Raw genomic sequence first — 12,421 nt, 5'->3', positions numbered from 1 at the left:
TCAACTAGCCTTGTCAACAAGCATGGGGGCGCAGGTCATGACAGGCGGTGGCACAGTCGGCAAGGCTCTAGACGTACTGGACCGCGTGGCAGGCTTTGGCAGGCCAGTGCGCTTCAGCGAAGTCCTGGCGCAATCGGATTTCCCCAAACCCACGCTTTACCGGCTGCTGCAGACACTGACGAACCAAGACATGTTGGTTTATGATCCTGACCGTCAGACATATAGTCCCGGTATCCGTCTGCTGCGTCTTGCCCATGCGGCGTGGGAACAAAGCACGCTAGCCCTCATCGCCCGGCCCCATATTGACGCCTTGAGCGCGGCTGTCGGCGAAACCGTGCATCTTGCACAGCTCGATCATGCGCAGGTGATTTATATCGACAAGCGCAACGCCAATAATCCGGTGCAGATGTTTTCTCAGGCAGGCAAGGTCGGGCCTGCATATTGCACCGGCGTCGGCAAGGTGATGCTGGCTTTTGCCGATCCCGCCCGGATTGATGCGGTAATCGCGCAGCAAAGTTTTCACCGCTTTACGTCAACGACGCTAACAGATTCCCGCAGCTTGCGCGCAGAACTGACAGCGATCCGCGCCAGGGGCTATGGTTTTGACCGCGAAGAACATGAACCTGGCATCATCTGCATCGCGATGCCGATCCGGACGGATACAGGCCGTGTGCTGGGCGCGATCTCGGTCACCAGCACGACAGGCCGCACCGATCTGGCGGGTCTGGAATCCTATGTGCCGATCCTGTCGGACACCGCCGCCGCCATCGCGAAGGACGCGCGGAACTGGAGCTTTCCTGAACATATTGGCGCGCCGATGGGTTCTTAATGTAATCCCGACATCGGGCGGCGCCTATAACGTCGCGATGACAAAAAACCTTGGCCGCTTGTCCACGGGTGGGTGTTTCGCGGTGACTATCGACAAATCCCGACATTGGCTGTCTGATGACCGGACCGAGATCCGCGCCCGCCGCTGAATTCTTTTGCAGGCGGGGCTTGCAGGAAAGATTTGCCATGACACTGACCCCTGACCTGATCGCGCAGACCTATGCGGCGATCAGCCTTGCCACGATTCGCACCCCGACGATTAGGGCGACGCGGCTGTCGCATATTCTGGGGATCGACCTTTATCTCAAGCTGGAAAACCTGCAGCATACTAACGCCTTCAAGGCGCGGGGTGCGCTGGCAAAGCTGCTGACGCTGGATGCTGCGGCGCGCAAGGCGGGCGTGATAGCGTGCAGCGCGGGTAACCATGCGCAGGGTCTTGCCTATCACGCAACGCGTCTGGACATCCCCGCCACCATTGTCATGCCCGAAGGCACGCCATTCAATAAAATCCAGCGCACCGCCGATCTGGGGGCAGAGGTCGTCATCCATGGCAAGAATTTTGATGACAGCGTGCAATTCACGTTTGATATGGCGGCAGAAAAGGGGCTGACCTTCATCCATCCCTTCGATGACCCGGTGGTCGCGGCGGGCCAGGGCACCGTCGCTTTGGAAATGCTGGAACAGGTGCCGGATCTGGATTGCATCGTGGTCCCGGTGGGCGGTGGCGGCTTGATCGCTGGCATGGCTGTGGCGGCCAAAGGGAAGCGTCCCGACATTCAGATCATCGGCGCGCAGGCGCATCTGTTCGATGCCGCCAAAGCGCGGATCGAAGGGTTTTCCCCCCATTTCGCCGGTGCCACGCTGGCTGAAGGCATCGCGGTGCGCCAGCCTGCGCCTGCCAATATCGCGATCATGCAAACCCACGTCGACCGGATCGACAGCGCCAGCGAAAGCGAGATTGAAGACGCCGTGTTCGACCTTCTTTCGCATGAAAAACTGGTCGCCGAAGGGGCCGCAGGCGCGGGGCTGGCCGTGATCAAGAATAGCCTCGCGCAATTTGCGGGCCGAAAGGTGGGCCTTGTCATCTGTGGCGGCAATATTGATTCGCGCCTGTTATCCACGCTGATCCTGCGCGGGCTGATGCGCGACGGGCGGATCACGCGGCTGGTGTTCGAGATTGACGACATGCCCGGTCAGCTTGCCAATATCTCGCGCATCATTGGCGAGGCGGGGGCGAATGTGATCGAGGTGATCCACCAGCGCATGATGCAAAGCGTGTCACTGAAGAAAGCCGAACTCGAAATCGTCATCGAAGCCCGCGACCAGCGCCATGTCGATACGATAACCGCCCTGCTGCGCGACGCGGGGCTGGCAGTGCGGGACCTGTAGGGTGGGTGATATCACCCACCTTCTGCGACGTCCTTTTTCGCGATCAACACGTAAAACGCGGGCACGATGAACAGCGTGAACACCGTTCCTACTGTGATGCCGGCAAAGATCACCAACCCCATCGCGAAACGCGCGGCAGAGCCTGCCCCATCGGCCATCATCAGCGGCACCACGCCAAGTGCAGTCGCCGCAGTCGTCATCAGGATCGGGCGCAGGCGCAACCGGGCCGAGGCGACCATCGCCGCCGCGCGGTCCATCTGTTGCGACACCCGCAATTGATTAGCGAATTCCACCAGAAGAATGCCGTGCTTGGTGATCAGCCCGATCAGGGTGATCAGACCCACCTGCGTGTAGATATTCAGCGTGCCAAGGCCAAGGTTCAACGGCACGATCACCCCAAAGATCGACAAAGGCACTGACATCAGCACGATGAACGGGTCACGCAGGCTTTCAAACTGCGCGGCCAGCACCAGATAAATCACGACAATAGCAAGGGCAAAGGCTATGGCGACGGTATTGCCTTCGGCCATTTCCAGCCGCGACTGGCCTGAATAGTCGATGAAAAACCCGTCGGGCAATTCCGCTTCTGCCATGGCCTGCAACGCGGCCAGCCCATCCCCGGTCGAGGTGCCGATCATCGGCAGGGCGGTCAGTGTTGCGGAATTTAGCTGATTGAACTGCTCAATTGCTTGCGGCGCGATGGCGGTCGAAATCTCGGCCACTGCCGACAGCGGCACCAGATCGCCCGAAGCGGCGCGCAGGTAGATTTCACCCAGACGTTCGGGGTTGTCGCGGTATGCGGCAGGGACCTGCATGATCACGTCATAGCTTTGGCTGTCGCGGTCAAATTGCGCGGTGGCACCGTCGCCGATCAGCAGGCTGAGCGCCTGACCGATCTGGCTGGGCGGCAGGTTCAATGCAGCGACACGATCCCGGTCAATGGTCACGACGACCTGACGGGTATCGAATGACATCGAATTTTGTACCACCAGAAATTGCCCCGATTGTTCGGCCGCAATGCGGATACGGTCGGCGACTTCGAACACTTCGGATGGCTCACCTGTGGACTGTATCACCAGACCGATGGGCAGACCGCCGCCCGCGCCGGGCAAGGAGGGGGGCGCAAAGACAAAGGCCTGCAACCCGGCGACAGGCGCGATGCGCGCCTGCAGATCGGCCTGCAATTCGCCCTGAGACCGGTCCCGGTCGGCCCAGTCTTCGAACGCCCAAAGCATGATCCCGGAATTGGTCTGTCCGCCAAAGCCGACGATGGAAAAGTTCGCTGCCAGTTCCGGCAGATCAGCGGTCAGTTCGCGCATCTGATCGACGTAATGGCTGGTATAATTCACCGTCGCATAGGACGGCGCGTTGATGAAGGAAAACAGCGCGCCTGAATCCTCTTCCGGTGCCAATTCGGACGAGGTGTTTACGAACAGATAGCCCGACAGCGCGGTCAGCACGACGACCGCCAACACGGTGACAGGGATAAAGTTCAGCGATCCTTGCAGGCGACGGACATACCACCCCTCCAGCCGGGTAAAGCCACTGTTCAACCGTCGTTGAAATCCGTTTTCGCCGCCACCGGGGCGCAGCACACGCGCAGCCATCATGGGGGAGATCGTCAGCGCCACAACGCCCGAGATGAACACGGCACCCGCCAGAGCGGCAGCAAATTCGCGGAACAAAGCCCCTGTCAGACCGCCGATGAAGAACAGCGGCAGGAAGACGGCGAAAAGCGTGGTCAGCATGGCGATGATCGCGACGGACAATTCGCGCATGGCGGTGAATGCCGCCTCCATCGGGGACTGCCCGTCGTCGATGTGGCGTTGGACGTTTTCAACCACGATGATCGCGTCATCGACCACCAGCCCAATGGCCAACACAAGCGCCAGCAAGGTCAGCAGATTGATCGAATAGCCCATCACGAACAGGATGAACAAGGTCCCCACAAGCGATAGCGGGATCGCGACCAGCGGCACGGTGACCGACCGGGCCGACCCCAGAAACAGCAGGATGATCAGTGCCACGATCACCGTGGCCTGCATGATGGTGATCAGGACTTCATTGATAGATGCTGCAATCTGTTCGGTCGCGTCATACATCAATTCCATCGTCATCCCGTCAGGCAAGCTGGCCTGTAGTGCTGGCAATTCCGCCAGCACGGCGGCAGAGACATCCAAGGGGTTCGCGCCGGGGCTTGGGAAGACGCCGATGAACGTGCCAGCCTCGCCGTTGAAGCTGACCACCATATCGCTTGACGCGGCAGCGAGTTCGATCCGGGCGACATCGCTGAGGCGGACAACCTCGGTCCCCGACCCGGAGATAGCAATATTGCCAAAGGCCTCGGGCGTTTGCAGGGTCGAATCCATCGTGATCGCATAGCCGACCAATTCGTTTCGCGTGCGCCCCGGCGCGGCAAGGAAGTTCGCGGCATTGATCGCTTGGGTCACTTCGGCGGCAGTCAGGCCCTGACCCGCCAGCCGCACAGGATCGATCCAAACGCGCATTGCATAATTGGCTGCCCCCATGACCTGACTTTCCGCGACACCTTCGATGGTGGACATGCGTGGCACAATCACCCGTTCGATATATTCAGTCACCTGTTCGGCGGACATCGCGGGGTTCTGCACCGCCAGATACATTGTGGCAAAGGTCTGCCCGGTGCCTTTGACGATGCTGGGGTCCTGCGCGTCCGCGGGCAGGCGGGCGCGGACCTCTTGCACTTTGGACATAACTTCGGTCAGGGCGATATCGGGGTCCTGGCCCAGGTTCATCTGTACCGTGATGACTGATGCCGATGGCCGCGACTGGCTGCTGACGTAATCGACGCCTTCGGCACCAGAGACAGCGCCGGCGATGGGGGCAGTGACAAAGCCTTGAATCAGTTCGGCAGAGGCACCGGGATAGATCGTGGTCACCGTGATGGACGTTTCATCGACCTGCGGATATTGCCGTGTTTGCAGGCCGAACAGACCCATCAACCCGACAAGCAGGATCATGATGCCCAGAACCGAGGACCCGACAGGTCGTTTGATAAATGGCGCTGACAGATTCATTCGGTCACATCCGGCGCTGTGGTTTCGGCCAATGACACGACCGAGCGATTGTTGAGCCGGTTTTGACCAGAGGAAACGACGCGGTCGCCTTCGGACAAACCTTCGGTGATTTCGACGCGCGCGCCGTCCCGGCGACCCAAGGTAACAAAGACCTGCCGCGCCTCAAGCGTGTCGGGGTCATCTTCCACCATGCGCACGACATAGACGAAATCGCCATAAAGACTGATGCTAACTGCGGTTTGCGGCAGGGTGATCACGCCATCCTCTGGCGGCAATGCGATTCGCAAGCGGGCAAACTGGCCCGGTGTCAGTACGCGGTCGGAGTTGTCGATATTTCCACGCACCGCGACCATGCGCGAACCGGGGTCAATGCGTGGGTCGACGCCTGTCACCTCGCCTGTGAAACTGCGGGTGTCGCCGTCGATCCGCGCGCTGATCTGCTGGCCGATCCTCAGCGATGGCAGCACCTGTTCGGGAAGGTTGAAGTCAACGCGCATCGTCTCAAGATCCTGCAACGTGGCGATGATCGTGCCGGGCGAAACATAGGTCCCCCGGTCCACACGCGGCAGGCCAATGGTGCCGTCAAAAGGGGCGATGAGCCGACGCTGGGCGATCACAGCTTCGCTGCGGGCCAGTTGCGCGGTCGCTGCGTCAAAGGCGGCGCGGGTTTCATCAGTACGCGCGTCGCTGGCGACACCACGGCTTTGCAACGCCTGCTCACGGTCTAGCTGGGCGCGCGCCAGATCAAGTTGGCTGCGCGATGCGTCGCGGTCGGCCCGCTGCACTTCGTCATCCAGTTGCAGCAACGTGTCGCCTTCGGCGACATCCTGATTGGCGGCGAAATTGATCGCGCGCACGATGCCTGCCGCCTCGACCGTCAGCTCCACACCCTGGGCGGCGTTGATCGTGCCGATAGCATTCAGCGCTGGCTGCCAAGTCGCAGCCTCGGCCAGCACGGTTTCGACGGGCAGCGCCGCAACCGGGCGGTTTGCCAGAAACTGCGCGATCATCCCTTCGCGGAACTTGTTGAAACCGACCAGCCCGCCGCCGATCAGGGCCAGCAAGATGATCGCAATAATAAAACGCTTTGTCATAAGGTATCCACGGTCTGGGCTTGCAAAATCTGGATGCCGACTATACCGTCTGGACGGTTAAGTCAACGCTTGGGGGACCAGAACCATGGCGCGATCACCACAGCAACCGGGGACGACCAGACAACGGCTTTTGGATGCGGCAGAGACACTTGCGCGCCGGTTGGGGCCGGGCAATCTGTCGCTGGACGCTGTCGCCGCAGAGGCGGGCGTGTCCAAGGGCGGGTTGCTGTACCATTTCCCGTCCAAGGCCAAGTTGCTGGAGGCATTGGTATCATATCACCTGCAGCGCCTAGATGATGCGTTGCGCGCGCAAGAGGCGACGGGCCGCCCCAATGCAGCGATCTGCGCCTATCTTGATCAGTTCATGCAGGAATGTGCGCGGCAACGCCCGCCGGCATCGGGACTGTTGGCTGCTTTGGCAGAAAACCCGCAATTGCTCGAACCGGTGCGCGCGCAGGAACGCGATTTTCTGGACCGGATCCGTGCCGATGCGGGTGATGCAGACTTTGCAACCATCGCGTTTCTGGTCGTCCATGCGTTGCGGGCGATGAAACTGCTGGGGACTGACGTGCTGGATGATGACGAAATCGCTAAAGTAATTGCTTGGGTGCGCAACGAATTGCGCACCCGAGAGGTTTAGGCCGTCGGGCTGCCTGCTGCGCTGACGCGCCGCGAGATCACGAAGTTCCACACCAACAAGGCCAGCACGAACATGCCGCCCGCAGCCTCGATCAATTCACTGGGGTTGAAAATGCAGATCACGCCGGGGATGATCAGCAGGCGCGACAGTTTGTCCATCCATGTGAACAGATAGCCCTCGATCGCGGCGGCAAAGCCCACCAGTCCGATCACCACCAGAACGCCGGTCCAGATCACATACCAGGTTTCACCGCCCATGATGATTTCGGGATTGAACACCATGAAGGCAGGGATCAGGTAAAGGCCCTTGGCATATTTCCACGCCTGCATGCTGGTTTCCATCGGTTTGGACCCCGCAATCGCCGCGCCCGCAAAACCAGCGAGGGCAATCGGTGGTGTAACGTTGCTGTCCTGTGAATACCAGAATACGACCAGATGCGCGATTAGCAGTGGCACTCCGAATTCATTGCTCAGCGCGGGGCCGACGAGAACAATCAGCACAATATAAGCAGCCGTCACCGGCAGTCCCATGCCAAGGATCAGGCTGGCGATCAGCACAAAGATCAGCGCCAGCACCAGACTGCCCCCCGACATCGAAATCATCATGGATGAGAATTTCAGCCCCAGCCCCGTTAAACCGACAACGCCCACAATGATCCCGGCGACCGCGCAGGCGACGCTGACCGCAACCGCATTGCGCGCGCCCAGTTCCAGCGCCTGTGCCATCAATTTCAGACCGCTGATGACCGCATCGCGCAGCCGGTCAAAGCTCAGTGGTTTGCCGTTCTGCGGGTCAAGCACAATCAGCGTGAACCCCGAGCGCAGCGCCGTGACAGCGATGACCGAGATGATCGCCCAGAACCCCACCCGCGTGGGCGAGATATTGTTGACCAGCAGATAGATCAGCACCAGTAGCGGAACGATGAACTGCCACCCTGCCGCCAGCACGTGCCGTATGACCGGCAATTCAGAGGCTTTCATCCCCGTCATGCCCGCCTTCATCGCGACCAGATGCACGAAAAGGTAGACTGTCCCCAGATACAGGATCGCCGGAAAGATCGAGACCATGACAATCTCGATATAAGGCACATTGGTGTATTCCGAGATCAAAAAGGCACCCGCACCCATCAATGGTGGCGTGATCTGCCCGCCAGTGGAGGCTGCAGCTTCGATCCCGCCTGCCTCTTTGGGTTTGTAGCCCAGTTTTTTCATCAGCGGGATGGTAAAGGCCCCTGTCGTGACGACATTGGCGATGGCAGACCCTGAAATCGACCCCATCCCGGCCGAGGCGATGACGGCAGCCTTGGCAGGCCCGCCCGGTTTGCGGCCCGTGGCGGCGAAAGCCAGATCAATGAAAAATTTGCCCGCGCCGGTGACTTCGAGAAAGGCGCCGAACAGGACGAACATGAACACATAGGTGGCCGCGACACCCAAGGGCAGGCCAAAGATACCTTCCTGCCCCAGATAAAGCTGCCCGATCAGACGGTCCACACTGGCCCCGCGATGCGACAGGATACCGGGCATCCATTCGCCCAGCCAGGGCAGCGCGCCGCGCGGTCCGGCCAGCGCATAGGCGATGGCGATCAATCCGATGATCGTCATGCCAAGGCCGACGACACGGCGACTTGCCTCCAGCACGGCGACGGTGGCGATGATGCCCATGATGATATCGGTGCGCGACCACCAACCGGCGCGGCTGACAATATCGTCAAGAAAGTAAAAGATGTAGAACCCGCTGAGAAAGGCCGCAGTCAAAAACCCGGCATCAGCGATCCAGCCAAGGGTGCCGCGCGATCTGGTCGCGCCGGTGATGGGAAAGATCAGAAAGGCGAGAAACAGCACAAAGCCCAGATGCGCCGAGCGTTGATAGAACAACCCCATCGGCGAAATCCCCGCCGTATACATCTGGAACAGCGACATGGTGATCGCTGTCAGTGTGATGATCCACAAGATGGGCCGCGGCTGGACGGCATCTGCCGATTGCAGGTTTGCAGGCAGGTCCGGGGGGGGCGTCACCGATGGCGTCGTGTTCATGATGAGGTCCTGTGTCAGGCGAGTATCAGTTTAATCGGCTTGCAAGCGCAGATGCACTAGGGTCCGCGGCGCAATCTGGCTGAGCCGCAATATCAGATCGCCCATTTTCAGGCGGTGGTTTACTGCCCTGTCCCCGACACGCAAAGCCAGGCTGTTGCCGGGGATCGTGTCGGCCATGCCGGTGATCCAATAGCCGCCATGTGCGGCGGGCTGTATCGTGCCGCGACCGGCGATGTCGCCCAGACCGGCAGCAAAATCGTGCAGATAGGACCGGGTCAACGTCATGCGCCCGGCCCGGTTCTCAAAGCAATCGGCGACGTCACCGCCGGTGACCGAATGCTGCCAATGCAGGCAGATTTCCTGTCCCGGCGCAAAAGGCAATTGCCCCAGCGATGCGGCTGTATCGTTTTGCCTGATCTGCAGGGTCTGCGCCAATACTTGCGCGGGCCAAAGACCGGTACAGACCAACAGGGCGACCCAAAAGGATCGCCCTGTCAGCGTCTTGATCATGGTCGTTGATGATCCTGCACGCCTGCGCCGATCTCTTCGAGATAACGCAATGCGCCGGGATGGAACGGGATCGGGGTCGAAGCGACTGAGAATTCAACCGTCGTGTCATTGGCCGCTGGATGGATCGCAATCAGATCGGCGACATTGTCATACATCGCCTTGGTGATGTTATAGGCCAGCTCTTCGTCCATGTCCGCATGCACGACCAATACGTTGGGTGTCGACATGGTCTGCACATCTTCGTCCATGCCGTCATACATGCCCGCAGGCAGTGTAAAGGCGGCGAATGTCGGCTCCACCTCCTGGGCGGCGGCGATTTCAGCGTCGCTGAAGCCGATCAGCGCGATATCGCGGGTCGCGGCGAGGTTCATGATGGATGATGTCGGTGGCCCCACGCTCCAGAACCCTGCAATGATATCACCGTCGCGGATCGCATCGGCCGTTTCGTTGAAGTTCAGCCGCTGGGCGTCGAAATCATCATAGGTGATGCCATTGGCATCCAAGATCATTTGCGCGCTCAGCTCGGTGCCCGAACCGGGGGCGCCAACCGATACACGCTGACCGCGCAGGTCTTCGATGCTGGTGATGCCGCTGCCGGCGAGTGTCACCAACTGCACTGCATTGGGATAGATCGAGGCAAGGGCGCGTGCCTCGGGAATCTGGCGGCCTTCGAATGCATCGGTGCCATTATAGGCCTGGAACAGCGTGTCGGCCAAGACCAACGCCATATCGCTTTCGCCGCGCTGGATCAGCGCCATGTTTTCGACTGATGCGCCGGTCACTTCGACGCTTGCGGTGTAGCCGTCAACATGGTTGCCGATCACCTCTGCCAGACCGCCGCCATAGGGATAATAGACGCCCCCAGTGCCGCCTGTGGCGATGGACAATTCCTGGGCCTGCGCCGCGCTGCCAAGGCAGGCCAGCGCGATGGCTGCAGGGGCCGCAAAGGCGCGCAGCCTCTGGTTGATGAATGTGGTCATGTTATTCTCCTCCATGTTCAGTCAGATGCGGACGGTTGGATCCGCCTTCGCCGTCTGTCCGAAGGCTAGAATCTTCCGCACGCCATGGCAAGGTTCACCGCTTGCCGTAATAGAGCCCGACGACATGTTCGGCCTGTGCGAAAAACAGCCAGCGCAGCACCAACACCCCCGCGATATGGCTGATCAGAGCAAGTGCGCCCCAGACATGGCTGAACGGCAGCAGCAGGAATACGACCGGCAGCACAAAGCCGAATGCCAGCGCCAGCACCCGCAAGATGGTGGCATGTTTGCGACCCACGACATGGATGAATTCGCGCATCAGGTAATTGGTGCCGGTATGGGGTGGTTCAAATGCGCGGACGGTGCCGATATTGCCCAGCCCTGTGGCTGTCGCCATATCCGTGCCGGAACGGGCCAGCCGTGTGTCGCCCGTGATCCAGGCATAGATCTGCAATGCCCCCGCGATCACCAGCAATAGAATGGCTTCGGTAACTTGCCCGGCCAGCAGCGCCCCGCCGCCAAGCGACAGGGCCAGAAACAGTGCAGGCGTCGTCCAATGCCGCCAGCGCGGCACGGTTCTGAGCTGGGCATAGATCATCGACGTGGTGAAAATGGTCGCCAGCGCCCCAAGTCCCCCGATCCAGCCCACTACGGGCAGGGCCGCACCGAAAAACACCAGTCCTGCGCCATAGGCCGCCATGATCAACAATGTGGCGACCGCGCAGATCCCTTCGCGCGATAGCCAGCTTGTCTGCCATTGCCTGAACGCCTTGATCGCGCGTTCCGGGCGGCCGAGGTGGAAGGCGGACGCCAGAAGCCCGCCCACCGCCGCCAGATAGGCGATCGTGAACCAGATGAATGCCATGACGCCGGTGGGGGTGATCGCGCCGATGCCAAGCCAGAACAGCAGGCCGAACCCGAGGCCTGAAAATGTCGTGAAGATGATGACGGATGGTGCGGGGTGCATTATCTGGCGCCCCCGGGCAGGGCGGACAATGCCTTGTCCAGCCAATGCGCAAAGCTGGTGCCGGACGTGGCTACAGGCTTCAGATAGGGGGCCAGCACGTCGTATTCGGGTGCCTGATCCTTGGGGCGAGGTGGCAGATATTTGTTCACAGGCTTGGTGCCTTGTTCCGGCATCAGATCAAAGCCCCCGCGTTCCGCGACCAGTTGGGATACATCGCTGTCGGGATCACCCAGATCACCGAAATGCCTTGCGCCGGCAGGGCAGGTGCGCACGCAGGCGGGTTCGCGGTCTTCAACGGGCAGGTTTTCGTTATAGATTCTGTCGACGCAGAGCGTGCATTTCTTCATCACGCCTTCTTTGGCGTCCAGTTCCCGCGCGCCGTAAGGGCAAGCCCAGGCGCAAAGCCCGCAGCCGATGCAATCGCTTTCATTGACCAGCACGATCCCGTCCTCGGCGCGCTTGTAGCTGGCCCCTGTGGGGCAGACCGTGACGCAAGGCGCATCTTCGCAATGCAAGCAGGATTTTGGAAAGTGGATCAGCTGGGCGGTGCCGTTTTCCGGCTGCACCTCATAGGAATGGACCCGGTTGAGGAAAGTGCCTGACGGGTCCGCACCATAGGCATCCTGATCCGACAGTGGCGCGCCGTAGTTTTCGGTGTTCCAGCCCTTGCAGGAAATCACGCAGGCGTGGCAGCCAACGCAGGTGTCCAGATCGATGACAAGGCCGAGTTTCTTGGCGGTGCTGGCTGGCAATTGGGTCATGTGAACGGCCTTGGCTGAGAGGGCGCGCCCGTCCGGAGAAAGGCACGACTTGACGGGCTATGATGATGCGGCGGCATTGCGTGATTATCCAATTGGGCCGCGCAGGCCTGGGTCCCATGTGGCGATGAACCAGATGAAACTGCCAAGTGTCAGCGCGACGAAC

General features: G+C 60.5%; 10 protein-coding genes. 3 read left to right on the top strand and 7 right to left on the bottom strand.

Annotated elements, in window-relative coordinates:
* Positions 1–37: 37 nt before the first annotated feature.
* Together ACK4TM_RS04585 and ACK4TM_RS04580 are read left to right on the top strand one after the other, a co-directional pair.
* A complete protein-coding gene (locus ACK4TM_RS04585; RefSeq protein WP_409697476.1) occupies positions 38–829 on the top strand; it encodes an IclR family transcriptional regulator in 792 nt (263 codons plus the stop codon).
* Between the two features lie 185 nt (positions 830–1,014).
* Positions 1,015–2,217 (top strand): threonine ammonia-lyase, encoded by a 1,203-nt coding sequence (locus tag ACK4TM_RS04580; RefSeq protein ID WP_409697422.1) that lies wholly within the window; start codon positions 1,015–1,017, stop codon positions 2,215–2,217.
* Positions 2,218–2,228: 11 nt separating this feature from the next.
* Here the strand turns inward: ACK4TM_RS04580 and ACK4TM_RS04575 are convergent, their stop codons facing one another.
* Both ACK4TM_RS04575 and ACK4TM_RS04570 read right to left on the bottom strand, forming a co-directional pair.
* A complete protein-coding gene (locus ACK4TM_RS04575) occupies positions 2,229–5,273 on the bottom strand; it encodes an efflux RND transporter permease subunit (RefSeq protein WP_409697419.1) in 3,045 nt (1,014 codons plus the stop codon).
* Positions 5,270–6,367, bottom strand: coding sequence for an efflux RND transporter periplasmic adaptor subunit (locus tag ACK4TM_RS04570; protein ID WP_409697417.1), 1,098 nt, complete (start codon positions 6,365–6,367; stop codon positions 5,270–5,272). The genes ACK4TM_RS04575 and ACK4TM_RS04570 overlap by 4 nt, the downstream gene beginning before the upstream one ends.
* An 85-nt stretch (positions 6,368–6,452) precedes the next feature.
* Between ACK4TM_RS04570 and ACK4TM_RS04565 the strand changes: the two genes are divergently transcribed.
* On the top strand, positions 6,453–7,007 hold the full coding sequence (locus tag ACK4TM_RS04565) for a TetR/AcrR family transcriptional regulator (RefSeq protein WP_409697414.1): 555 nt from the start codon (positions 6,453–6,455) through the stop codon (positions 7,005–7,007).
* Here the strand turns inward: ACK4TM_RS04565 and ACK4TM_RS04560 are convergent.
* From ACK4TM_RS04560 to ACK4TM_RS04540, 5 genes are all read right to left on the bottom strand, one after another.
* Positions 7,004–9,040: a TRAP transporter permease gene (locus tag ACK4TM_RS04560; RefSeq protein WP_409697410.1), complete on the bottom strand. Its 2,037-nt coding sequence runs from the start codon at positions 9,038–9,040 to the stop codon at positions 7,004–7,006. The two genes, ACK4TM_RS04565 and ACK4TM_RS04560, sit on opposite strands and share 4 nt — an antisense overlap.
* A gap of 30 nt (positions 9,041–9,070) precedes the next feature.
* A complete protein-coding gene (locus tag ACK4TM_RS04555; protein WP_409697407.1) occupies positions 9,071–9,550 on the bottom strand; it encodes a DUF1850 domain-containing protein in 480 nt (159 codons plus the stop codon).
* Complete coding sequence (locus ACK4TM_RS04550; RefSeq protein ID WP_409697405.1) at positions 9,547–10,530, bottom strand: TAXI family TRAP transporter solute-binding subunit; 984 nt, start codon at positions 10,528–10,530, stop codon at positions 9,547–9,549. Before ACK4TM_RS04550 ends, ACK4TM_RS04555 begins: the two co-directional genes overlap by 4 nt.
* Positions 10,531–10,624: 94 nt before the next feature.
* Entirely contained in the window at positions 10,625–11,497 is an 873-nt protein-coding gene (locus ACK4TM_RS04545) for a dimethyl sulfoxide reductase anchor subunit family protein (RefSeq protein ID WP_409697402.1), read from the bottom strand.
* Positions 11,497–12,258, bottom strand: coding sequence for a 4Fe-4S dicluster domain-containing protein (locus ACK4TM_RS04540; protein ID WP_409697399.1), 762 nt, complete (start codon positions 12,256–12,258; stop codon positions 11,497–11,499). Before ACK4TM_RS04540 ends, ACK4TM_RS04545 begins: the two co-directional genes overlap by 1 nt.
* Positions 12,259–12,421 lie beyond the last annotated feature (163 nt).

This window comes from Yoonia sp. (assembly GCF_046292185.1).
Classification (GTDB): domain Bacteria; phylum Pseudomonadota; class Alphaproteobacteria; order Rhodobacterales; family Rhodobacteraceae; genus Yoonia.
The sequence above is the reverse complement of the archived record's forward strand: the minus strand, read 5'-3'. Positions and strand labels throughout refer to the sequence as shown.

Coding starts and splice junctions, on each gene's coding strand:
- ACK4TM_RS04575 (WP_409697419.1), bottom strand. CDS start 5,273: ATGAATCTGTCAGCGCCATTTATCAAACGACCTGTCGGGTCCTCGGTT.
- ACK4TM_RS04550 (WP_409697405.1), bottom strand. CDS start 10,530: ATGACCACATTCATCAACCAGAGGCTGCGCGCCTTTGCGGCCCCTGCA.
- ACK4TM_RS04560 (WP_409697410.1), bottom strand. CDS start 9,040: ATGAACACGACGCCATCGGTGACGCCCCCCCCGGACCTGCCTGCAAAC.
- ACK4TM_RS04585 (WP_409697476.1), top strand. CDS start 38: ATGACAGGCGGTGGCACAGTCGGCAAGGCTCTAGACGTACTGGACCGC.
- ACK4TM_RS04565 (WP_409697414.1), top strand. CDS start 6,453: ATGGCGCGATCACCACAGCAACCGGGGACGACCAGACAACGGCTTTTG.
- ACK4TM_RS04540 (WP_409697399.1), bottom strand. CDS start 12,258: ATGACCCAATTGCCAGCCAGCACCGCCAAGAAACTCGGCCTTGTCATC.
- ACK4TM_RS04555 (WP_409697407.1), bottom strand. CDS start 9,550: ATGATCAAGACGCTGACAGGGCGATCCTTTTGGGTCGCCCTGTTGGTC.
- ACK4TM_RS04580 (WP_409697422.1), top strand. CDS start 1,015: ATGACACTGACCCCTGACCTGATCGCGCAGACCTATGCGGCGATCAGC.
- ACK4TM_RS04570 (WP_409697417.1), bottom strand. CDS start 6,367: ATGACAAAGCGTTTTATTATTGCGATCATCTTGCTGGCCCTGATCGGC.
- ACK4TM_RS04545 (WP_409697402.1), bottom strand. CDS start 11,497: ATGCACCCCGCACCATCCGTCATCATCTTCACGACATTTTCAGGCCTC.